This window comes from Paraburkholderia sp. EB58, assembly GCF_050436665.1.
GTDB lineage: Bacteria > Pseudomonadota > Gammaproteobacteria > Burkholderiales > Burkholderiaceae > Paraburkholderia.
The window spans coordinates 141237-164095 of sequence record NZ_JBNDMQ010000002.1; the positions used below are offsets into that span (position 1 = coordinate 141237).

General features: G+C 63.3%; 23 protein-coding genes. 18 read left to right on the forward strand and 5 right to left on the reverse strand.

The features are described 5' to 3' along the window. Nucleotides 1–239 precede the first annotated feature (239 nt). Complete coding sequence (locus tag P3T40_RS03260) at nucleotides 240–446, forward strand: DUF3185 family protein (protein WP_429266246.1); 207 nt, start codon at nucleotides 240–242, stop codon at nucleotides 444–446. Between the two features lie 68 nt (nucleotides 447–514). On the opposite strand, the gene P3T40_RS03265 is transcribed toward P3T40_RS03260, so the two are convergent. After that, a complete protein-coding gene (locus tag P3T40_RS03265; RefSeq protein WP_429266247.1) occupies nucleotides 515–1276 on the reverse strand; it encodes a phytanoyl-CoA dioxygenase family protein in 762 nt (253 codons plus the stop codon). A gap of 404 nt (nucleotides 1277–1680) precedes the next feature. On the opposite strand from P3T40_RS03265, the gene P3T40_RS03270 reads away from it, so the two are divergent. Then, nucleotides 1681–2034, forward strand: a complete 354-nt coding sequence (locus P3T40_RS03270) for a hypothetical protein (RefSeq protein ID WP_429266248.1) — start codon at nucleotides 1681–1683, stop codon at nucleotides 2032–2034. A gap of 221 nt (nucleotides 2035–2255) precedes the next feature. Here P3T40_RS03270 and metK read toward each other — a convergent pair whose 3' ends face one another. Then, a complete protein-coding gene (gene metK / locus P3T40_RS03275; RefSeq protein WP_429266249.1) occupies nucleotides 2256–3443 on the reverse strand; it encodes a methionine adenosyltransferase in 1188 nt (395 codons plus the stop codon). A gap of 276 nt (nucleotides 3444–3719) precedes the next feature. On the opposite strand from metK, the gene P3T40_RS03280 reads away from it, so the two are divergent. The 9 genes from P3T40_RS03280 to hslU all read left to right on the forward strand — a co-directional run bounded on the left by P3T40_RS03280 (nucleotide 3720) and on the right by hslU (nucleotide 13217). Further along, the gene (locus tag P3T40_RS03280; protein ID WP_429266250.1) at nucleotides 3720–4604 is read left to right on the forward strand and encodes a lipid A biosynthesis lauroyl acyltransferase; all 885 of its coding nucleotides are present in this window, start codon (nucleotides 3720–3722) and stop codon (nucleotides 4602–4604) included. Between the two features lie 112 nt (nucleotides 4605–4716). Further along, complete coding sequence (gene dapF / locus P3T40_RS03285) at nucleotides 4717–5580, forward strand: diaminopimelate epimerase (protein WP_429266251.1); 864 nt, start codon at nucleotides 4717–4719, stop codon at nucleotides 5578–5580. A 109-nt stretch (nucleotides 5581–5689) separates the two neighbouring features. Next, nucleotides 5690–6403 carry a DUF484 family protein gene (locus P3T40_RS03290; protein ID WP_429266252.1) on the forward strand — a complete coding sequence of 238 codons (714 nt, stop codon included), beginning with the start codon at nucleotides 5690–5692 and terminating at the stop codon, nucleotides 6401–6403. Nucleotides 6404–6444: 41 nt separating this feature from the next. Then, nucleotides 6445–7368, forward strand: coding sequence for a tyrosine recombinase XerC (xerC, locus tag P3T40_RS03295; protein ID WP_429266253.1), 924 nt, complete (start codon nucleotides 6445–6447; stop codon nucleotides 7366–7368). Between the two features lie 89 nt (nucleotides 7369–7457). Beyond that, nucleotides 7458–8660 (forward strand): class I SAM-dependent rRNA methyltransferase, encoded by a 1203-nt coding sequence (locus tag P3T40_RS03300; RefSeq protein WP_429266254.1) that lies wholly within the window; start codon nucleotides 7458–7460, stop codon nucleotides 8658–8660. A 178-nt stretch (nucleotides 8661–8838) separates the two neighbouring features. After that, complete coding sequence (locus P3T40_RS03305; protein WP_429266255.1) at nucleotides 8839–9927, forward strand: CobW family GTP-binding protein; 1089 nt, start codon at nucleotides 8839–8841, stop codon at nucleotides 9925–9927. 579 nt (nucleotides 9928–10506) lie between these two features. Then, a complete protein-coding gene (gene dksA, locus P3T40_RS03310) occupies nucleotides 10507–10926 on the forward strand; it encodes an RNA polymerase-binding protein DksA (protein WP_090680821.1) in 420 nt (139 codons plus the stop codon). Nucleotides 10927–11336: 410 nt separating this feature from the next. Beyond that, complete coding sequence (gene hslV, locus P3T40_RS03315; protein WP_429266256.1) at nucleotides 11337–11873, forward strand: ATP-dependent protease subunit HslV; 537 nt, start codon at nucleotides 11337–11339, stop codon at nucleotides 11871–11873. Between the two features lie 9 nt (nucleotides 11874–11882). Then, the gene (gene hslU, locus P3T40_RS03320) at nucleotides 11883–13217 is read left to right on the forward strand and encodes an ATP-dependent protease ATPase subunit HslU (RefSeq protein ID WP_429266257.1); all 1335 of its coding nucleotides are present in this window, start codon (nucleotides 11883–11885) and stop codon (nucleotides 13215–13217) included. Nucleotides 13218–13300: 83 nt separating this feature from the next. Here hslU and P3T40_RS03325 read toward each other — a convergent pair whose 3' ends face one another. Together P3T40_RS03325 and P3T40_RS03330 are read right to left on the reverse strand one after the other, a co-directional pair. Next, the gene (locus tag P3T40_RS03325; protein WP_429266258.1) at nucleotides 13301–13843 is read right to left on the reverse strand and encodes a response regulator transcription factor; all 543 of its coding nucleotides are present in this window, start codon (nucleotides 13841–13843) and stop codon (nucleotides 13301–13303) included. Next, a complete protein-coding gene (locus P3T40_RS03330) occupies nucleotides 13840–15150 on the reverse strand; it encodes an ATP-binding protein (protein ID WP_429266259.1) in 1311 nt (436 codons plus the stop codon). The genes P3T40_RS03325 and P3T40_RS03330 overlap by 4 nt, the downstream gene beginning before the upstream one ends. A gap of 102 nt (nucleotides 15151–15252) precedes the next feature. Here P3T40_RS03330 and P3T40_RS03335 point away from each other — a divergent pair, with 102 nt between their 5' ends. After that, on the forward strand, nucleotides 15253–16884 hold the full coding sequence (locus tag P3T40_RS03335; protein WP_429266260.1) for a tetratricopeptide repeat protein: 1632 nt from the start codon (nucleotides 15253–15255) through the stop codon (nucleotides 16882–16884). Between the two features lie 107 nt (nucleotides 16885–16991). On the opposite strand, the gene P3T40_RS03340 is transcribed toward P3T40_RS03335, so the two are convergent. Next, nucleotides 16992–17222, reverse strand: coding sequence for a cysteine-rich CWC family protein (locus P3T40_RS03340; RefSeq protein WP_429266261.1), 231 nt, complete (start codon nucleotides 17220–17222; stop codon nucleotides 16992–16994). Nucleotides 17223–17502: 280 nt separating this feature from the next. Here P3T40_RS03340 and argB point away from each other — a divergent pair, with 280 nt between their 5' ends. The 6 genes from argB (at nucleotide 17503) to metW (ending at nucleotide 22845) form a co-directional block, all read left to right on the forward strand. Further along, nucleotides 17503–18402, forward strand: coding sequence for an acetylglutamate kinase (argB, locus tag P3T40_RS03345; protein WP_429266262.1), 900 nt, complete (start codon nucleotides 17503–17505; stop codon nucleotides 18400–18402). 240 nt (nucleotides 18403–18642) lie between these two features. Further along, nucleotides 18643–19443 carry a pyrimidine 5'-nucleotidase gene (locus tag P3T40_RS03350; RefSeq protein ID WP_429266263.1) on the forward strand — a complete coding sequence of 267 codons (801 nt, stop codon included), beginning with the start codon at nucleotides 18643–18645 and terminating at the stop codon, nucleotides 19441–19443. Next, on the forward strand, nucleotides 19410–20096 hold the full coding sequence (gene slmA, locus P3T40_RS03355; protein WP_429266264.1) for a nucleoid occlusion factor SlmA: 687 nt from the start codon (nucleotides 19410–19412) through the stop codon (nucleotides 20094–20096). The genes P3T40_RS03350 and slmA overlap by 34 nt, the downstream gene beginning before the upstream one ends. Before the next feature lie 96 nt (nucleotides 20097–20192). After that, on the forward strand, nucleotides 20193–20768 hold the full coding sequence (locus P3T40_RS03360; protein ID WP_429266265.1) for an HdeD family acid-resistance protein: 576 nt from the start codon (nucleotides 20193–20195) through the stop codon (nucleotides 20766–20768). 326 nt (nucleotides 20769–21094) lie between these two features. Further along, the gene (gene metX / locus P3T40_RS03365) at nucleotides 21095–22240 is read left to right on the forward strand and encodes a homoserine O-succinyltransferase MetX (protein WP_429266266.1); all 1146 of its coding nucleotides are present in this window, start codon (nucleotides 21095–21097) and stop codon (nucleotides 22238–22240) included. Then, nucleotides 22237–22845, forward strand: coding sequence for a methionine biosynthesis protein MetW (metW, locus tag P3T40_RS03370; protein WP_429266267.1), 609 nt, complete (start codon nucleotides 22237–22239; stop codon nucleotides 22843–22845). The genes metX and metW overlap by 4 nt, the downstream gene beginning before the upstream one ends. Nucleotides 22846–22859 lie beyond the last annotated feature (14 nt).

The following is a 22859-nucleotide window of genomic DNA, read 5'->3' on the forward strand; positions in this document are numbered from 1 at the left end:
GAAGAGTCGTCAGGCAGCCGCGGTGCCGATTGCTCGGATGGCGCGGCCACGTGCGGTTCAGTGCGGGGTGAGACGAACTGGGTATCTTAGCGAATCGTCGAAAGGATTGCTGGCGCCCATTATGCGGGACGCGAGCGTTTGGCGAGGCCGTTGAGGAGGTGACTCGTGCTGCGGTTGGGTCATGGACGCAACAGCAGCGCTCCCCTACACTTCGACGACCCGTTTATAGGAGGCGTTTCATGACCAAAGCGATTTCGCTCGCATTGATTGTTGGCGGCGTGTTGCTGCTGTATTTCGGCGGCCAGGCGTACCACTCGCTAAGCAGCGACGTGTCGCGTGTGTTCACCGGCTCACCCAGCAACAAGGCCATTTACCTGATTGCAGGCGGCGTGGTGGCCACGCTCGCGGGCCTCATCGGCATCGCGACTTCAAGCGGCAAGCGCTAAGGCACGCAGTAGCGGGCACCCGGCAAGCGGAGCGGGCACCCGGCAAGCGGAGCGGGCGCCCGGCCACTTCAGAACGCGACCTCAGGCTTCGACGCGGAGCGCGAACCCGGCAGCGGCACATTGCTCGCGCCGTGATAGGTGTACACCAGCGAGAACTTCACCTCATCGCTGATGTTTTTGCCCGCCGAATGCAGCGTGTTGCAGTGGAAGAACACCACATCGCCAGCCTTGAGTTCCGGTGACACGGCGGTCTGGATCAGCGCCTGGTTCTCCGGCAAATCGGAGCGGAAGAACTTCGCTTCATCGAAACGCTCGGGCGTAAAAGTTGCGCTGTGCGACTGCGGCACGAGCCACAGCGCGCCGTTATCGACGGTCTCCGGGCCGAGCGCGAGCCACACCGAGACCAGATCGTCCCGCTCGAACGACCAGTAACGCACATCGCGATGCCAGCCGGTCAGGCTGCCATAAGCGGGATGCTTGGTCATCATGCAATTGTGATGGGCGCGCGACAGACGCGGTTCCTCACCGAAATAGGTTTCCATCCAGCCACGGATTTCCGGCGCCGTCGCCCACTCGGCAAAGCGCGGGTGGCGTGCATAGGCATCGAGAAGCCGGCGCACCGTATGGCCGCCAGGCGCGTGCTTCGAATCCGGCGCGCCCGGATAGCGCAGATCCGCCTCGAACTCGATCGGCGCGACCGCTTCCTGCAATTGCTGCAATGCGATTTGCTTCATTTCGTTGCAGCGCTCGGGCGAAACCAGCCCCGGCACGACGACGAAGCCCCGTTCCCGCAACATCTGAACCTGTTCTTTCTTTGAATGAACTGACATGGGGTATTTCCGTTACTTTCTACTGGCCGATGCTCGATTGTAAAACGTGCGCGATCAGCGTGCGGCCTTTGCGGTGCGACAAACCGCCAGGTGCACGCCATGAGGGCGGGCGTGCACGTTTATCGATCGTAAAGGGGCGGATCGAACCCGCGCCGGTGAACGGTCTGCCCCGTAAAAACCCGTAAGCCCGAGGGTTAAAACGGACTTTCTGACGTCACGATTCGCGTGTAGCCTGCACGCATGTTGATTGCAATTCCCGCTGCTTTCCTTTGCGCACGGCCTTTCCGGGCTGCTGCTGCCACTCCCGGTCCAATTTCGGGCTTGCGCGCCGCTTCCGCTGGCATAGTTGGTGCTGCTTTTTGCGGCACCTCCCGTCGCGCGACACGCTGCCTACCTCTGAAGCCATGCACACTCTCCTGAGCACCCGTCTGACCCGCGCCGCCCTCAAGGCAGCGCGTCCCGCGCGCCGCCACGTCGTGCGCGCGCTGCGCCATCACGCAACTCGTACCCGTGCGCTCGCCGGACAATGGCGCGACGCCAAACCGGTGGACGGCATTCGCACCTGGTTCCAGACCTTCTTCATCGCACTGCGCACGCAAGCCGGCTCGCGCCGCTTTTCGCTGCGCACGCTACTGCGCAAGCCGACACCGTTGCGTGCGTTGCCTGCGCCGCGCGTCGCGGCGCCGCGCAGTACCAGCCGCCGCCCGCGCCGGATGTCGTTTAGCAGTGAAGGGTGGTTCGGCTTCGCGAGCCACTAAAGGGTGCATTTAGCAGGTCGAATTGCGCAGTGAAACGCACGCGTGTTGCCCGTCGCATGGGCAATCGGGCCAGCGTCGCGCTTACGTGCGCGATTCGGATGCCGGCTATGAATACAACCGCGTCTGACAGGCACAAAAAAACCCCGCACGGCTTAACGCCGGCGGGGTTTTTTGTTGAAGCGGTCGAGCGTGCTTAAGCGGTGCGCTTAAGCGCGGCGTGCTTACGCCAGTGCGGCCACCGGCTCCGTACCTGCCGCTTCCGCGAGTACCAGTGCCTTGTCGGTCGCTTCCCACGTGAACTCCGGCTCTTCACGGCCGAAGTGGCCGTAAGCGGCGCTCTTTTCGTAGATCGGACGCAGCAGGTCCAGCATCTGGATGATGCCCTTCGGACGCAGGTCGAAGTGTTCCTGAACGAGGCGCGTGATCGTTGCATCCGACACGCGGCCCGTGCCGAACGTGTTGACCATCACCGAGGTCGGTTGAGCCACGCCGATCGCGTACGACACCTGAATCAGGCAGCGCGACGCGAGACCCGCAGCCACGATGTTCTTCGCGACATAGCGGCCAGCATAAGCCGCCGAGCGGTCGACCTTCGACGGATCCTTGCCCGAGAACGCGCCGCCGCCGTGCGGAGCAGCGCCGCCGTACGTGTCGACGATGATCTTACGGCCCGTCAGACCGCAATCGCCTTGCGGGCCGCCAATCACGAACCGGCCGGTCGGGTTGACCAGGAACTTGATGTCGCCCTTGATCAGCTCAGCCGGCAGCGTCGGCTTGATGACTTCTTCGATCACGGCTTCGCGCAGCGTGGACAGCTCGATGTCCGGCGAATGCTGCGTGGACAGCACAACCGTGTCGATTGCATGCGGCTTGCCGTCGACGTAGCGCACGGTGACCTGCGACTTTGCATCCGGACGCAGCCAGGGCAGACGGCCGTCGCGGCGCAGGTTAGCCTGGCGTTCCACCAGACGGTGCGACAGGTGGATCGGCAACGGCATCAGTTCCGGCGTTTCTTCGCACGCATAGCCAAACATCAGACCTTGGTCGCCCGCGCCCTGATCGAGGTTGTTGTCGTGCGCACGGTCCACGCCCTGGGCGATGTCCGGCGACTGCTTGTCGTACGCGACGAGCACGGCGCAACCACGGTAGTCGATGCCGTAATCGGTGTTGTCGTAACCGATGCGCTTGATCGTATTGCGCGCGACCTGGATGTAATCGACGTTCGCGGTAGTGGTGATTTCACCGGCCAGCACGACGAGACCCGTGTTGCACAGCGTTTCAGCCGCCACGCGGGAATATTTGTCCTGAGCCAGGATGGCGTCGAGAATCGCGTCCGAGATCTGGTCCGCGACCTTGTCCGGATGACCTTCGGAAACGGATTCTGAGGTGAAGAGATAGTCGTTTGCCACGTTGCAGACTCCTGTTGTGTGGTTACGGTTGAGTTTCACGTAGCCAGCTCCGGAAGCCTGAAGCGGCGACGCTTTAGCGGATTTCCTGACCGGCGGACGCGTATCACATGGATCGCACCCTCCAGCTTCGCCCCGCAAGTTGTCTATTAACTCGGCGAAGCCCTTATTATAGCGACTTCCTACATTTGTCACAGAGTACCCACGCGTGTTGTATTTCGACTCGTTTTCGGTTTCCTTGAGCGCAGCGTCCTCAGGTGCCCGCCGCGGAGCGGCGACATGCTGAGCCGCTTCGGAGCCAAACTCGCCATCGGACTGCTGAAACTGTTTGCACTTTTGCCCTACGGCCTCGTCGCCCGCATTGGCGACGGCCTCGGCTGGCTGCTCTATCAGATCCCCAGCCGGCGCAAGCGAATCGTCCATATCAACCTGAAGCTGTGCTTCCCCGAGTGGAGCGACGAGCGCCGTGAAGACGTCGCGCAGAAGCACTTCCGCCACGCCATCCGCAGCTATCTGGAGCGCAGCGTGCAGTGGTTCGGCTCGGCAAAGAAGCTCGAACAGCTGATCCAGCTCGACAGCGCGATCGATCTCACCGATCCCAACCTGCCGCCCACGTTGTTTCTAGGCTTTCACTTTGTGGGTATCGAGGCGGGTTCGATCTTCCTCAACTATTCCTTGAAGCGGCAGTGCGGCTCGCTGTATCAGCCAATGTCCAATCCGGAACTCGAGGAAGTCGCGAAGGCGGCGCGCGCCCGTTTCGGCGCGGACATGGCAAGCCGCGCCGACAGCGCACGCATCGTGCTGCGCTGGCTGCGCGACAAAAAGCCGGTGATGCTCGGTGCCGATATGGACTACGGCATGCGCAATTCAACCTTCGTGCCGTTTTTCGGCGTGCCGACCTGCACGCTGACCGCGGTCGGTCGACTCGCCAAGGTCGGGCAGGCGCAGGTGGTGCCGTTCATCGGCGAGGTGCTGCCGAACTACAAGGGCTACCGTCTCAAGGTGTTCAAGCCATGGGAGAACTACCCTACCGGCGACGACGAGGCCGACGCACGCCGCATGAATGCCTTCCTGGAAGAGCAGATTCCCCTGATGCCAGAACAGTATTATTGGGTGCACAAGCGCTTCAAGACGCGGCCGCCCGGCGTTCCGAGCGTGTATTGAATGAAGCCTGAGAGCCGGGCAGGACAAGCGTCGGGCCCCGCACAATCGGGAATCGCGACGCAATGAAAACGGCGTTCGGCGCACGTCTGCGTGCGTCACTTACAATAGCGGCATGAAACTGAAATTCACCAAGATGCACGGCGCGGGTAACGACTTCGTCGTGCTCGACGGCTTTACGCAGCCGCTCAACCTGAGCGCTGAGCAAGTGCGCGCGCTCGCCGACCGGCATTTCGGCGTCGGCGCCGATCAGCTCCTGCTGGTCGAAAAGCCCACTGTCGAGGGTGTGGATTTCAGATATCGCATTTTCAATTGCGACGGCGGCGAGGTCGAGCACTGCGGCAACGGCGCGCGCTGCTTCGTCAAGTTCGTGCGCGACACGCGGCTGACCGACAAGCGCAGCGTGCGCGTCGAGGTGCAAAACGGCGTCATCACGCTGACCATGCAGGATAACGGCGAAGTCACGGTGGATATGGGCGTGCCCGTGTTCGAACCGGCCCGCGCGCCGTTCGATGCAAGCGGCCTCGAAGGCCGCCGCGAGGGTGACGACACCCTCTGGCCGCTCGAGGTGAATGGCGTGACGCGCTGGATTTCGGTCGTCTCGATGGGCAACCCGCACGCCGTGCAGATCGTCGACGACGTCGAGGCGTATCCGGTGCTCGTCGACGGCCCGGTGATCGAGCTGCATCCGCGCTTTGTGCAACGCGTGAACGCTGGCTTCATGCAGATCGTCACGCGCAACGAGATCAAACTGCGCGTCTACGAGCGCGGCGCCGGCGAGACGCTGGCATGCGGCACAGGCGCCTGCGCGGCGGTCGCAGCCGGGATCCGCCGCGGGCTGCTCGATTCGCCGGTGAAGGTGCACACCCATGGCGGCGCGCTGACGATTTCCTGGAATGGCGAACACGCTAATGCCCCGCTCCTGATGGCCGGCCCCGCTGCGACCGTCTTCGAAGGTGAAATCGAACTGGCCGACTGAGCGGCCCAATGCCTCGCCCGCTGTTTGGCCCATACCTGACCAGACAAGTAGCCGACTGACCCCATTGACCGATGCGCCCGAGTGAGGGCGTAGTCCTTTAGCCGAAACCATGAACGATCGCGAAGTCGCTGAATACCTGCTCGCCAACCCCGAATTCTTCGCGGAACACGCGGAAATGCTCGCGACCATCAAGCTCGCGAATCCGCACGGCAAAGCCGCGGTCTCGCTGCAGGAACGGCAGATGGAAATGCTGCGCGAGAAGAACAAGCATCTGGAACGGCGCCTCGCCGAACTGCTGCGCTATGGGCACGAGAACGACAGCATTGCGTCGAAGTTCAGCCGCTGGACCACCCGTGTGATGGCCGAGCGCGATCCGTACGCGCTGCCGCGCACGATTGCGAACGGCCTGCGCGATGTGTTCGACGTGCCGCAGGCGGCACTGCGAGTGTGGGACGTCGCCGAGCCGTACACCCAGGCCGACTTCGCACGTCACGTCGGCGAGGAAGTGCGCATCTTCGCGACCAGCCTCACTACGCCGTATTGCGGCGCCAATTCCGGCTTCGAGGCGGCCCAATGGCTCGCGCCGGCGGTCACCGCGGTGCCCGCCGAAGGAGACAGCGCGCAGGAAGCTGGGCATGCAACCGAATCGATCGCGTTGCTCGCGCTGCGCGACCCTGAGGGCAACGAAGACGCGCCGACCTTCGGCTTGCTGGTGATGGGCTCGTCCGACCCGCGGCGCTTCCACGACGGCATGGCGACCGACTTCCTGACGCAGATCGGCGCCCTCGTCAGCGCGGCGCTCAGCCGCTTGCTGCCGCGCTGAGCTGATCCGCCACCCGCGCCGCCACCCGCCGCCCCGCCACCGTGACCGCCGCCGACCCGATCGCCGACTACCTGTCGAATCTCGAGCACGAGCGGCGGCTGTCGGCGCATACGCTGCGCGGCTATACGCATGAGCTGAGCGAACTGAAGCTGCTGGCCAAAGGCCGGCCGCTCGAGAGCCTGACCGCGATCGACATCCGCGGTGCGGTTTCAAGGGCCCACGCGGCCGGCATGACGGCACGCTCGATCAGTCACCGGCTGTCGGCATGGCGAGCCTTTTACCGCTGGCTCGCCGGGCGGGTCGATTTGCCGGCCAACCCGGTCGCGACGGTGCGCGCGCCAAAACAGGCGAAAACGCTGCCCAAGGCGCTCTCGGTCGACGATGCCAACCGGCTGATGGAAGCGCCCGCCGCCGGCACAGCAGAAGGGCTGCGCGACCACGCGATCCTCGAACTGTTCTATTCGTCCGGCCTGCGTCTCGCCGAACTGGTCGGGCTCGACGCCCGCTTCGCCGACGCCGACGGCTACCGTTCTGCCGGCTGGCTCAAGCTCGATTCGGCCGAGGTCGAAGTGCTCGGCAAGGGCAACCGGCGCCGCATCGTGCCGGTCGGCAGCAAGGCGCTCGATGCGCTCAATGCGTGGCTCGCGGTGCGCGGCGAGTTCGTGAAGCACGACCCGCATCCGCTGTTTCTGTCGGCGCGCGGCAACCGGATGTCGCCGAACGTCGTGCGCGACCGCGTCAAGCGCATGGCTCTGGTCGCCGGCATTCCCGCCAACGTCCATCCGCACGTGCTGCGGCACTCGTTTGCCACCCACGTCCTGCAATCGAGCGGTGACCTGCGCGCCGTACAGGAACTGCTTGGCCACGCCAGCATCACCGCCACGCAGGTGTACACCGCGCTCGATTTCCAGCACCTGGCGCACGTCTACGATCAGGCGCATCCGCGCGCCAAAAAACGCGACTGAGACGACCACTTTTGAGGCGGACGACGCCTGCTGTCTCCAGTTTCACCGCTTTGCGCGGCCTATTGTTCTGCTGAATACCTCACGAAGTCATGAATACCGTTACGCTCAAACCGTCGAAAGAAAAGTCGCTGCTGCGCCGCCATCCGTGGGTCTACGCGACCGCCATCGACCGCGTCGACGGCAAGCCGGCCGCCGGCGCGACGGTGCTGGTGCGCTCGCACGACGGCCGCTTTCTGGCGCGCGCCGCCTACAGTCCGCATTCGCAGATCCGCGCACGCGTCTGGAGCTTCGACGAGGCCGAACCGATCGACCACGCGTTCTTCAAGCGCCGCGTGCAGCGCGCCATCGAGCACCGTCAGGCGATGGTGCATAACACCGGCGCCGTGCGCCTGATTTTCGGCGAGGCGGACGGCCTGCCGGGCCTGATCGTCGATCACTACGTCGCCGACGACGCCGGGCAGCGCAGCCAGCTCGTCTGCCAGTTCATGGCCGCTGGGGTCGAAGCCTGGAAAGAGGCGATCGTCGCGGCGCTGACCGCCGCAACCGGCTGCCCGAACGTCTACGAGCGCTCCGACGTGTCGATCCGCGAAAAGGAAGGTTTGGAACAGATCACCGGCGTGCTGGCGGGCGAGCCGCCGTCCGACCCGCTGATTGCCAGCGAAAACGGCGTGCGCTACCACGTCGACGTGCGTAACGGCCACAAGACCGGCTTTTACGTCGATCAGCGCGACAACCGGGCCCTTGTGCAGCAGCTCGCCCAGGACCGCGACGTGCTGAACTGCTTCTGCTACACCGGCGGCTTCTCGCTCGCGGCGCTCAAGGGCGGAGCAAGACAGGTGGTCTCGATCGACTCATCCGGCGAGGCGCTGGCACTCGCGCAACAGAACGTCGCCGCCAACGGCTTCGACGCCTCCCGCGCCGCCTGGCTCGACGCCGACGCGTTCAAGACGCTGCGCCGGCTGCATGAAGAAGGCGAGCGCTTCGACCTGATCGTGCTCGATCCGCCCAAATTCGCGCCGTCGCGCGAACACGTGGACCGCGCCGCGCGGGCCTACAAGGACATCAACCTGACCGGGCTCAAGCTGCTGCGCCCGGGCGGCCTGCTGTTCACCTACTCGTGCTCGGGCGCCATCGACGCCGAACTGTTCCAGAAGATCGTCGCCGGCGCGGCGGCCGATGCGCGCGTCGACGCCCGCATCCTCAAGCGCCTCGGGGCAGGCGTCGACCATCCGCTGCTCACCGCCTTCCCGGAGGGCGAGTATCTGAAAGGCGTATTGTTGCAAATCGCCTGATCGCCCATAGTTTCAGGGTATTTGCTGCGCGGCGGGCGGGCTGACGGCCCGTCGGCTGCAGGGGCTTGACAGATATGTTTCAATAACCGACCAGCTCGAACGGCGCGGCACCTGTCCACCGCCTTCGATCCAGGCATTCCGATTCACGCACAGATTCACGCACAAACAGGCGACCACCATGATTCCCGTCACTATCCTGACCGGCTTCCTCGGCAGCGGCAAAACCACGCTGCTCAAGCGCATCCTGAACGAAAAGCACGGTATGAAGATCGCCGTGATCGAGAACGAATTCGGCGAAGAGAACATCGACAATGAGATTCTTGTGCAGGACGCAAACGAGCAGATCATCCAGATGAGCAACGGCTGTATCTGCTGCACGATCCGCGGCGACCTGGCGCGCGTGCTCAGCGATCTGGCGGCGAAAAAGGTCGCCGGCGAACTGGATTTCGACCGCGTCGTGATCGAAACCACGGGTCTCGCGAATCCGGGCCCGGTCGCGCAGACGTTCTTTATGGATAACGAGATCGCCGACGAATTCCTGCTCGACGCAATCATCACATTGGTCGACGCCAAGCACGCCAACCACCAGCTCGACGAGCACGAAGTGGTGCAGCGCCAGGTCGGTTTCGCCGATCGCCTGTTCATCACCAAGGCCGATCTGGTCGACGAAGCCACGCTGGACGGGCTTCGCCATCGCCTGCTGCACATGAACCCGCGGGCAGCGATCAAGATCGTGAATTTCGGCGAAGCGGACATCAAGGAAATCTTCGACCTGCGCGGCTTCAACCTGAACTCGAAGCTTGAAATCGATCCGGACTTCCTCGTCGAGGACGAGCATGCACACAGCCACGCCCATGCGCATGACGAGCACGGCCATACTCGAGATGATCACGCGAATTGCGACCACGATCATGGCCACTGTGACCACGAAGGCCACGACCATGGCCATCACCACCACGCGCATCACGACGACAAGATCAAATCGTTCGTGTTCCGCAGCGAGCGCCCGTTCGATCCGAACAAGCTCGAGGACTTCCTTGGCGGCATCCTGCAGATCTACGGCGAACGGCTGCTGCGCTATAAGGGCGTGCTGTACATGAAGGGCGTCGACCGCAAGGTGGTGTTCCAGGGCGTACATCAGATGATGGGCAGCGATCTGGCAGCCAAATGGCAGCCGGTCGAGAAGAAAAACAGCAAGATGGTATTTATCGGCATCGAGCTGCCGCAAGACCTGATTACGGACGGCCTGACCGCCTGTCTGGTCTAAGCGGAGCGGCGACGGGGTGATGAATACGGGCGGGAATGCGGAATGCTGGAGGCTCAAAAAGCGCGCGTTTCTGCCCAAAAGGACCCGGGAGGCACGCAACCGGTGAAAAACGCGTGAAAACCCTGTTGCAGGAATCGTGCAAGGCCATCGCTTTTTGGCCGTTCGCGCGTTATATTTTCAGGATATTGGGGTGCCGCGGTCCGGAATAATCCCGGTTGCGGTGGCGGATTGTGATTCAGTTACAATACGAGCCCACTGGAGAATGAGAACGATTGCCCGGTCAGCGCGTAACCCGCGCCGGGCCTGACACGGCGCCGGAAAATCTTGTCCGGGGAGCAGCACGCCGACAAGCTGGCTGGCCCACCGCCTCGAAAGGCGCGCCGCTGGTAAGCAATGCCTCAGGAGCATTTGAAGATCGTTTCCAGAGGAGTTCGGCCCCGCATCCGGCGCTTCGGCGTCACGACAGCCCACCGTCCGTGTTCGCCGGCGCTCGTTGAGCGTTTTGACGCGCCTTTGCGGGCAACACGAAAGTGCGGGCAACTTGTACGAGTTTTGCCTCACATTGAAGAAGCAAGCCAGATGACGACGAAACGACTCTTGACCGAAGCCGAAATCCTGAAGATGAGCGACAAGGATTACATGAATGAGGATCAGCTCGCTTTCTTCAAGAACAAGCTTGAACAGCTGCAGGCGGAGATTCTCCGCAATGCCGGCCAGACGACCGAAAACCTGCGCGAAACCGTGATCGTGCCGGACCCGGCCGATCGCGCGACGATCGAGGAAGAGCATGCGCTGGAACTGCGCACGCGCGACCGCGAACGCAAGCTGCTGAAGAAGGTGCAGCAATCGCTCGCGCGCATCGAATCGGGCGAATATGGCTGGTGCGAAGAAACCGGCGAACCGATCGGCATTCCGCGTATGCTGGCCCGGCCCACGGCTACCCTGTCGCTTGAAGCGCAGGAACGCCGCGAACTGCGCCAGAAGCTGTTCGGCGACTGAACGCCTGCGGCGCGGCTTTAGGCCCGCCCTGACACGCTGCTTCGTTGAGAGGCGCACGGTGAACTGTGCGCCTTTTTCTTTGCGCACGACTTGTCGCCGTGCCCGGCGCCCTGTGTCTCCATTCGCCTGTCGGCCGGCCACATGTATCTTTTACCGTTCCGAGCGCCGCCCTCGCTGCGCGGACAGTCATTTCTATTGCCTCGGCTCGGGTTCCCCGCGGCCTAGCCCGTCTCTGCCGCTTTTTTCCGGCGTTTTTCCGCCCTATGCCGTCCGGCTAGCTCTTGATATGACGGCGCACGCCCTAAAATAAACCGGACATGCGTTGCACGAGCGCGCGAGGCCGCCCCACGCATCGACGCGATGGCGCACAAGCGCTGCCGCGTCCTACCCGTTTTGCAAAAGGAACGCATATGGAGCAATTTCACGGCACGACGATCGTCTCAGTGCGCCGCGGCGACAAGGTCGCCCTCGGTGGCGACGGTCAGGTCACGCTGGGCAATATCGTCATGAAGGGCGGTGCCAAAAAGGTCCGGCGCATCTATAACGGCCAGGTGCTGGTCGGTTTCGCCGGCGGCACCGCGGACGCCTTTTCGCTGCTCGATCGTTTTGAAGCCAAGCTCGAAAAACATCAGGGCAATCTGACCCGCTCAGCCGTCGAGCTCGCCAAAGACTGGCGCACCGACCGCATGCTGCGCCGGCTCGAAGCCATGCTGATCGCCGCGGACGCGCATACCACTCTCGTCATTACCGGCAACGGCGACGTGCTGGACCCGGAAGGCGGCATCTGCGCAATCGGCTCGGGCGGCGCGTATGCGCAAGCGGCCGCCAAGGCGCTCGCCGACAACACCGAACTGTCGCCGCGCGAGATCGTCGAGAAGGCACTGCAGATTGCCGGCGACATGTGCATCTACACGAATCACAACCGCGTTATCGAGACGATCGAGTAAGGACCCACGATGAGCACCATGACCCCTGCCGAGATCGTCTCGGAACTCGACAAGCACATCATCGGCCAAGGCCGTGCGAAGAAAGCGGTCGCAGTGGCACTGCGCAACCGCTGGCGCCGCCAGCAGGTGGGCGACCCGCTGCGCCAGGAAATCACGCCGAAGAACATTCTGATGATCGGACCGACGGGCGTCGGCAAAACGGAAATCGCCCGGCGGCTGGCCAAGCTCGCTGACGCACCTTTCATCAAGATCGAAGCCACCAAGTTCACCGAAGTGGGCTACGTTGGCCGCGATGTGGATAGCATCGTGCGCGACCTGATCGAAATTTCGGTCAAGCAGACCCGCGAAACCGAAATGCGCAAGGTGCGCACCAAGGCCGAAGATCAGGCCGAAGACCGGATTCTCGACATCCTGCTGCCGAGCGCGCGCCCGGTCGGGTTTGGCGCGTCCGACACCGCAGACGAAGGCAGCACGACTCGCCAGACCTTCCGCAAGCGTCTGCGCGAAGGCCTGCTCGACGACAAGGAAATCGAGCTCGACGTTGAGCAGCCGCAAGTCGGTATGGACATCATGGGGCCGCCGGGCATGGAAGACATGACCGAGCAAATCCGTTCGATGTTCGCCAATCTCGGCGGCGGCAAGAAGACGCGCCGCAAGCTGAAGGTGAAGGAAGCGTTGAAGCTGCTGACCGACGAAGAAGCGTCGAAGATGCTCAACGACGAGGAAGTGAAAACCAAGGCGGTGCAGAACGTCGAGCAGAACGGCATTGTGTTCCTCGATGAGATCGACAAGATCGCCTCGCGCAGCGAAGCCGGCGGCGGCGAGGTGTCTCGCCAGGGTGTGCAGCGCGATTTGCTGCCGCTCGTCGAAGGCACGACGATCAACACCAAGTACGGCATGGTCAAAACCGATCACATCCTGTTTATCGCCAGCGGGGCGTTCCACCTCGCGAAGCCGAGCGATCTGATCCCCGAGCTGCAGGGCCGTTTCCCGATTCGCGTCGAACTGGATTCGCTGTCTGTAAACGATTTCGAATCGATTCTGGTCTCCACCGATGCGAGCCTCGTGAAGCAATACCAGGCATTGCTCGCGACCGAAGACGTACATCTCGACTTCGGCGACGACGGCATTCGCCGCCTCGCGGAAATCGCGTTCTCGGTGAACGAGAAGACCGAGAATATCGGTGCGCGCCGGCTGTATACGGTGATCGAAAAGCTGCTCGAAGAAGTGTCGTTTGCAGCCGGCAATCACGCGGGTACTAACGTCAAGATCGATGCGGCGTATGTCGACCGCGCGCTGAACGAAGTTGCGGACGACGAAGATCTGTCGCGCTACGTGCTGTGATCAATCGTTACGTGTTGTGATCAAAAAAACGGGCGGCCTCGCAAGAGACCGCCCGTTTTCCATTGAAGCCTTGTGGCTCAGCGCTACTGCTTCACCGGCCGTTTCGCCAGCTTGCGCTGCAACGTACGCCGGTGCATGTTCAAGGCACGAGCCGTCGCGGATATATTGCCGCCGTGCTCGGCCAGCACACGCTGGATGTGTTCCCACTCAAGGCGCGCCACCGAAAGCGGCGTGGGATGCTCGAGGGCCTCTTCCGCCTGCAGCGCGCTCGCTTCATTTTGCAGTGCCGACAGAATCGTTTCCACGTTAGCCGGCTTGGCTAGGTAGTTATCGGCACCGTCCTTGACCGCCTGGACGGCCGTCGCGATGCTCGCATAACCGGTCAGCACCAGCATCCGCGCGTCGGGTTGCAGTTCGCGCAGCGGCGCTACCAGCGTGAGCCCCGAATCGTTGCCCAGGTGCAAGTCCACCGTAATCTGTCCGAACTTCTGCTGATTCGCGAGCTTGATCGCCTCGTCGGCGTTGTGCGCTTCGGCCACCGTATAGCCGCGCCGCGTCAGACCGCGCGCGAGGATGCCGGAGAACACTTCGTCGTCGTCGATCACCAGAAAATTCATGTCGCTCATGCTTGTTTCTCCGTATTGGATGACGCGGCGCCTTGACGGCCCGCGCCGGATGATTGTCGACCCGCCACGGGTAGCCGCAGCACCGCACGCGTGCCACGCGGCCTGGTCTCCTTGACGTCGGTCAGCTCGATCGATCCGCCGAGCCGTGCCGCCGCCGAGAACGCCAGATACAACCCCACGCCATGGCCACCCTGCGTACTGTCGACCGGCATCGCCCCAAGCGAGCCGCGCAACGACGCCGGAATACCTGGCCCTGCGTCGCAAACCTCAAATTCGATCCGCTCGCCCTGCTGCGACAGCGTGGCCGCAAGCGTCACGTGATCGCGGCTCGCGCGCGCTGCATTGTCCAGCAGGATCGTGAGAATCTGGCTGACTGCGACCGTATCGTCAAGGTCGGCCTCGGCGGGCGGCGTGCCCAGTCGCTCGAACTTGACGTGCGGATGGCGCAGACGCCACTGCTGGGCGAACGACTCGAGCCATTCACCGACCGGCTGCCGGCTCCCCGGCGCCGATGCGCGAGAGCGCAACCGTGCGAGCGCCGACGTGCATAGCGTCATCTGCTGCTCGAGCAATTCGAGATCGGCGCTGTAGGGGGCCAGGCCTTTGTCGGTACGCGCGGCATCGCGCAACTCTTCAGACAGCATGGCAATAGTCGATAACGGCGTGCCGATTTCGTGTGCAACTGTCGCAGCCTGCACGCCGAGGGCCACCGCGCGTTCGTCGCGCAACAAACGCTGCTGCGCGTCGCCGAGCGCTGCGTCACGCTGACGCAGGGCACGTGACATACGCGCCACGAACCATGCAATCAGGCCGACACTCACCGTGAAATTCACCCACATCCCGGCGCGGTAGTAGTCGAAGAGGTTGGCGGGATTGTCGAGATTCAACGGCACGGAATCGAAGCCGAGTACGGCGTAGCAGGCCACTGCGAATGCGGCGAGCCACAACATCAGGTGCCACGGCAACACGGCCGCCGCAATCGCCAGCGAGGGCAAGTAAAGCGAAACAAACGGATTGGTCGTGCCGCCCGAGAGAAACAATAGTGCCGACAATGCGCCGAGATCGACCCATAGTTGGCCGAACAATTCGAGATTGGATTCGGGCCGCTGCCGCGAGACGCGCAGCCAGGTGAGGCCGTTGAAGACCATTTCGAGGCCGATGACGAGCAACATCGCGGGCAGCGGCAAGTGCACGCCCACAAAGGTCTGCACGACCGCAATGGTCACGAGTTGGCCGATGATCGCGAGACTGCGCAGCCAGAACAGATGTCCCAGGTTGACCCGGCCGGTATTGGTTATACGATGCATGACGCCAGTTTACCTGTTCGGAGTTGTCCGACACACTGCGTTGGGGTTCGACGGTACCATCGACCGCTTCACAAAAAACCGCGCCACCGCCTGGACCGATTCATGCCGCATATGATTTCCGACCCTGGCCACCCTGTGTGGCCCGCGTTCCTGACTTTCCTGCAGCGTGCCGCGCTGGCGCAGCAAAATGACCAGGCTGAAGCGCGCGCCATCTGGCTTGAGGCGGCAGCCCTCCTGCAAGCCGTCGACGATGACACGATCGGGCTCATCACCGGCGCGCTGCTCGAGCAACGCCGCCATCATGACGTCGTCGCATTCGCCGCCATTATTGCGCAACTGCGGCCCGATGAAGCCATCGCCAGCTTCCGCCTCGGCTACGCGCTGCAGTTGGCGAATCGGCACCGCGACGCCCTCGCGCCATATCGTCATGCACTCGCCCTGAATCCACAGTTGCCGCAGCTGCGCACCAACCTCGCCGGCGCGCTCTCGCTCACGGGAGGCGACCTGGCCGAGCAGGTCGAGTTGCTGGAAAGCACGCTCAAAGCCGATCCGCTCGACAGCAACGCCTGGACCAATCTCGCCCAGGCGAGCCGCTTCGCGATGAACCTGCCGCGCGCGCTGGAAGCGGGCGCCCGCGCAATCGAACTGGCGCCGGACAGCCCCCTGGCGCTGAACAACTATGCGCTGGCGCTCAAGGAAGCGCAACGCTGGGACGAGGCCGTCGAGCTTACACAGACCGCCTGCGAGCGCGCGCCCGGCGACCCTACGATGCACTCGAACCTGGCGATGCTGCACCTCGTACGTGGCGACTACGTACACGGCTGGCCCGCTCACGAAGCGCGCTGGCAAGGCTCTCAGGAACTGGGCGGCAACCGGCCGGCGATGCCGGCGCCGCAGTGGCAGGGCGAATCGCTCGCGGGCAAGACGCTGTTGGTCTGGGGCGAACAGGGCATGGGCGATCTGCTGCAGTGCTGCCGGTTTATCCCGCTGCTGGCGGAGCGCGTCCATGCGCAAGGAGGCCGTGTCATCTGGAACTCGTTCCCGCAGATGGGAGCGCTGCTGGTACGCAGCCTCGGCAGCCACGTGGACGGCTACTCGGCGGGCGGCGGCATCGAGACGCTGCCCCCGTTCGACTACGAGATCCCGCTGATGAGCGTGCCGCTCGTGCTCGGCACGCTCGACGACACCCTTCCCGGCGCGGTTCCCTATCTGCGTCCGGATGCCGCCGTTACGGCTTCCTGGCGTACGCGTCTCGCGGGAGAAACGCGGCTCAAGGTCGGACTGGCGTGGACCGGCAGCCTCAATCACCAGCGCAATCCGTTTCGCGCGGTGGGCTGGGAGCGCTTTGCAGCGACCTTTGCCGGCGTCGGCGGCGCGGCGTTCTACTCCCTGCAGCCGGGCGCCGCGGCAGACGTGGCCGCCGCGCAGACAGCCGGCCTGCCGATGGCCGACTACACCGCCGAGCTGAAGAGCTTCGACGACACCGCAGCCTTCGTCAGCGCGCTCGATCTGGTGATTACGGTGTGCACGTCGGTCGCCCATCTGAGTGGGGCAATCGGTCAGCGCACCTGGGTGCTGCTCGACGTCAATCCACACTGGACATGGCTGCTTGAGCGGCGCGACAACCCGTGGTATCCCAGTGCGACGCTGTACCGGCAACGCCAGTTCGGCGACTGGACGCCGGTGCTGGAAGAGGTGACGCGGGATCTGGATGCGCTCACCAATCAGCATTAGATAGGGCGGCGCGCAAGACGATGCCACAGCGCGCGACCGTACCGCTTACCGCTGCCTGCGAAAGCGCGGCGGCGCGCCAACTGGCTGCCGGCAAATTAGCCCGGCTCTCAGCCCGCCTCGCCACCAGCCATGCGTCCCACCTGCACGCGGGCAATCTCAGCCGCCAGGCACTCAGGGCACAGACAGCGACCGCCCGGCTCCAGCCGGTCTGCGGGCAACGCCGGCATCGACTTGCACCAGCAGTCGAACGGCTGCCGATGCATCGCGCAGTCAAATACGTTGCGGCAGCGCGGGCAACGCGCACTCTTCGCAGCCACCTGTTCAGCGGGCGGATTCATGGCGATCCAGAATGAGTTACCGGACATCCGGTCAGGAAATAATGCCACGTCTGGCAAGCCACCCGAAAGCCCCGCCTCGCGACAACCTCCGAACCCCACGCATTTCCACCGCAAATGACCCCGGAATCGCCTTCGGAGTGGCGTGCGCGCAACGTCCATTGCGCAGTGCGGAAGCACAGCGGGGCCGGTCGCCAGAACACATATGGAAAACCCTGTTGCACCGCGCCAGTCCTGTACAATTCGCCGTGTTTCAACTGTTCCGTGCCTGAGCCCTGCCGCCATGTCCGAAATTCCCGACCTTTCGCAGATCGCCCCCACCCTGAAGGCTGAAATTCTGGCCGAGGCGCTGCCTTATATTCGCCAGTATCACGGCAAGACCGTGGTCATCAAGTACGGCGGCAACGCAATGACCGAAGAGCGTCTGAAGCAAGGCTTCGCGCGCGACGTCATTCTGCTGAAGCTGGTCGGCATCAATCCGGTCATCGTGCACGGCGGCGGTCCCCAGATCGACCAGGCGCTCAAGAAGATCGGCAAGCAGGGCACCTTCATCCAGGGCATGCGCGTCACGGACGAAGAGACGATGGAAGTCGTCGAATGGGTACTCGGCGGCGAAGTCCAGCAGGACATCGTTACGCTGATCAATCACTTCGGCGGTCACGCTGTGGGCCTTACCGGCAAGGACGGCGGCCTGATCCACGCACGCAAGATGCTAATGCCGGATCGCGACAACCCCGGCCAGTACGTCGACATCGGCCAGGTCGGCGAAGTCGAGGCGATCAACCCGGCGGTTGTGAAAGCGCTGCAGGACGACGCGTTCATTCCGGTGATCTCGCCGATCGGCTTCGGCGAAGACGGTCTGTCGTACAACATCAATGCGGATCTGGTCGCGGGCAAGCTGGCTGTCGTGCTGAATGCCGAAAAGCTCGTCATGATGACCAATATCCCCGGCGTGATGGACAAGGAAGGCAATCTGCTCACCGACCTGTCCGCGCGAGAGATTGACTCACTGTTTGCGGACGGCACCATCTCCGGCGGCATGCTGCCGAAGATCTCCTCCGCGCTCGACGCGGCGAAGAGCGGCGTGCGCTCGGTGCATATCATCGACGGCCGTATCGAACACTCCGTACTGCTGGAAATCCTGACCGAACAGCCGTTCGGCACGATGATCCGCTCGCATTGAGCATGCCTCGCCAGGCAGCGCGTCCCGCGGATGAGCTGCCTGTCTCGCCTCGCATTTCCCGCTCGCTCGGTGTTTCCCTTCACATCGCCGCAGCGGTCTTGGTATCAGGCGCCCGGCCTCGCATCCGCCACGGCGCCATACCCTTCCCTTTTGCTCCCGCCGCACGCATGATGGACTGCAGGCACCCGCTCGTTCATTGCAAACCGCGGCGGCACGAACCCGGTCCGGTTTCCCGTCATCATGCGCACCTTCCCCTCGAGACACGCTAAACGCCGTCGGCCCCACATCGCGGGCGGCAGTCCGGTGTGGCTGTTCGATCTCGACAACACGCTGCACCACGCGTCCCATTCGATCTTTCCCGCAATCAACCGGGGAATGACGCAGTACATCATCGATTCACTGCAAGTGGAACGTGAGGAGGCCGACCGCCTGCGCAGGGTCTACACGGACCGTTACGGCGCCACGCTGCTGGGCCTCGCCCGCCACCACCTGATTGACCTGCACGACTTTCTGAAGGTCGTGCATACGTTCGCCGATCTGCCTTCGATGGTGCGCAGCGAGCGCGGCCTCGCGCGCCTCATCGCTGCCTTGCCCGGCCGCAAAATCGTGCTGACCAATGCCCCGGAAGCCTATGCGCACGCGGTGCTCGCCGAGTTGCGCATCGAGCGGCTGTTCGAGCGCGTGATCGCCATCGAACACATGCGGGACCGGCGCGGCTGGCGCGCCAAGCCCGATGCCGGCATGCTGCGCCGTGCGATGCGCGACGCCCATGTGCCGCTTGCCGACGCCATCCTCGTTGAAGATACGCGCTCGCATCTGAAGAACTACCGCAGGCTGGGAATCCGTACCGTGTGGATCACCGGCCATCTGCCAAATCAAAAGCGCGCCGACGGCATTCCGGGCCGCTTGCCGGGCACTGGCCGACCGCACTATGTCGACAAGAGCATCCGTTCGTTAAAATCACTCAGATTGGGCACCCGCTCAGTGCGACTGAAGGGACGACAGACATGCAACCGATTCACAAGCATGACGAAGCCTTAACCGAAGACCCGCCAGCCACCGGCAGTCCCCGCGCTGCCCGCCTGAAGCCAGGCGAGCGCCGCGTGCATATCCTCCAGACCCTCGCGACCATGCTGGAGGCGCCGAAAAACGAAAAGATCACCACCGCGGCGCTCGCCGCGCGGCTCGGCGTATCGGAAGCCGCGCTGTACCGGCATTTCGCCAGCAAGGCGCAAATGTTCGAAGCCCTGATCGAATTCATCGAACAATCCATCTTCGGGCTGATCAACCAGATCGCGGCAAAAGAGCCCAATGGCGTGCTGCAGGCACGAACCATAGCTTTGATGCTGCTCAACTTTTCTGCGAAAAATCCGGGCATGACGCGCGTGCTGACGTGCGAGGCCCTGGTGGGCGAGCATGAACGGCTCACCGAGCGCGTCAACCAGATGCTCGAACGGGTCGAAGCCTCGCTCAAGCAATGCCTGCGACTCGCCCTGATGGATGCCAACGTCCAGACCGGGACAGCGCCGCAAAACCCAGCAACCGTGCCGCTGCCGCCCGACTACGATCCCGCCGTGCGGGCCAATCTCCTGCTCAGCTATATCGTGGGCCGCTGGCACCGTTATGTTCGCAGCGGCTTCGCGCGCAACCCCGCCGAACATGCCGACGCTCAGTTAAGATTGATTCTTCAGTAGTCCACTGCAGTCATACGCATTGCGCATGACTATCTACTGCGCATAGCGCAGGCTGCACGTCCTGTCGAAGTCCTGAACACTGGGAGTAAGCGCGCCATGAACCGTCCTGTCTTGTCTGCGTTGCCGCCGGGTCTCAACACACTCTCCGCTCATTGGGGATGGCTCGCCATCCGGGGTGTCGCCGCCATTCTGTTCGGCATCCTTGCTTTCACGTGGCCCGGCTTCACCATCACCACGCTCGCGCTCGTGTGGGGCGCTTATGCGATCGTCGACGGCGCCTTTGCGCTCGTCTATGGTGTGCGCGGTGGCGGCACGCGGCGCTGGGCCTATGCGTTCGTCGGGCTGATCGGTGTCATCGCCGGGTTGATTGCGTTCTTCTGGCCGAACGAGACGGCCATCATTCTGGTGATGATCATCGGTGCGTGGGCGCTCGCGGTCGGCATCTTCGAAATCATCTACGCCATCCAGTATCGCCGCGCCAACGCGCATCCGTGGGTGATCGGCCTGTCCGGCTTGCTCTCGGCGGCCGTGGGGCTGTTCATCATCGCGTATCCGGGAGCGGGCGCCTTGTCGCTGATCTGGCTGATCGGCACTTACGCGATCTTCTACGGCTTCCTGATGCTGTTCGCAGCGATCCAGTTGCGGCGCTTCCGCCATCGCTCGGGCGTGTGAGTTGCCAGCCTCGCGCTCGCGGGCCGGGTCGAACCGGCGCCGCCGCCTGACACAGTTAAATCGCCTCACCCGAATTTCAGCCCCCGAACAACCCGGGCGTTCCCAGCCGCGTCCGGCGTTGCCACGCCGAATTTTCCGCTATACTTTGCGCTTGACTGTTGTCACTGACGCGCCGATTTGCTGACTCGATTGCGGGCGCGCGAACCTGCTGGAATGAATTCCGGCGGTTCACTATAAATGCGGCTAAAGAGGTCGTCAGCCGCGCACATCGTCCTTCTCCGTGCCTTGCCGACACCATTTAGCCGCCCCTGTAGAAGGCGGAATGAATGGATTCAATCGGTATCGTCGCCCCCCAGAAAATGCATTTCTCCGAGCCGCTGCTCATGCAGAACGGCAGCTCGCTGGCCGGTTTTGACCTGATGGTCGAAACCTACGGCACGCTCAACGCCGCACGCAGCAATGCCGTGCTCGTCTGCCATGCGCTCAACGCCTCGCACCATGTGGCGGGCGTCTATGCGGACGACCCGAAAAACATCGGCTGGTGGGACAACATGGTCGGCCCCGGCAAGCCGCTCGACACCAACAGGTTCTTCGTCATCGGCGTGAACAATCTCGGTTCGTGCTTCGGCTCGACCGGCCCGATGAGCATCAATCCGGCCACGGGCGTTCCGTACGGCGCGAGCTTTCCGGTAGTCACCGTGGAAGACTGGGTGAACGCGCAGACGCGCGTCGCCGACGCGTTCGGTATCGAGCGTTTCGCTGCGGTAATGGGCGGCAGCCTCGGGGGCATGCAGGCGCTCGCGTGGAGCATGATGTACCCGGAGCGCATCGGGCATTGCATCGTCGTGGCGTCCACGCCGAAGCTCTCCGCGCAGAACATCGCGTTCAACGAGGTGGCGCGCTCCGCGATCCTGTCCGATCCCGATTTCCACGGCGGCAACTACTATGCGCATGGCGTGAAGCCCAAGCGCGGGCTGCGCGTCGCACGCATGATCGGCCATATCACCTATCTGTCCGACGACGACATGGCCGAGAAATTCGGCCGTTCGCTGCGCCGCGCGGAAGGCGCAGTCGATGCGTACAACTTCAACTTCGACGTCGAGTTCGAAGTGGAATCGTATCTGCGCTATCAGGGCGACAAGTTCGCCGATTATTTCGACGCGAACACCTATCTGCTGATCACCCGCGCGCTCGATTATTTCGATCCGGCCAAGGCCTTCGACGGTGACCTGACCAAGGCCGTTGCGCATACGACGGCGAAATACCTGATCGCCAGCTTCACGACCGACTGGCGTTTTGCGCCGGCGCGCTCGCGCGAACTGGTGAAGGCGCTCCTCGACCACAAACGCACAGTGACGTACGCAGAAATCGACGCGCCGCACGGCCACGACGCCTTCCTGCTCGACGACGCGCGCTATCACAATCTGATGCGCGCCTATTACGAACGTATTGCCACCGAGGTGAACGCATGAACCAGCGCGCTCTCGATTATCTTGCGCTGCGCCCCGACTTCCGCGCCATCGCCCGCTGGGTCGAACCGCGCGCGACGGTGCTCGATCTGGGCTGCGGCGACGGCTCGCTGCTGTCGACGCTGACCGAGGAACTCGAAGTGTCGGGTTACGGCATCGAGATCAACGATGCCGGAGTCCTCGCCGCCACTAAAAACGGCGTGAACGTGATCCAGCAGAATCTCGAAGACGGCCTGCGCCTCTTCGAAGACGCCAGTTTCGACTTCGCCATCCTCTCGCAGACGTTGCAAACCATCCACCAGACCGCCGCGATTCTGCGCGAGACGGTGCGGGTCGGTAAGGAATGTATCGTATCGTTCCCGAATTTCGGCTACTGGGCACACCGGCTTTCGGTGCTGCAAGGCCGCATGCCGGTGTCGAAATCGCTGCCGTATCAGTGGCACAACACGCCGAACGTGCGGGTGCTGACCATCAAGGATTTCGAGGCACTGGCGCCCGAAGTGGGCATCGAAATTCTCGACCGGGTCGTTCTGCACGGCGGCCAGGCGGTGCGGTGGGGCGTGAACTGGCGTGGTAGTCTTGCGGTCTATCGCGTCAAGAAAAGCTAACGCCACTCACCCAA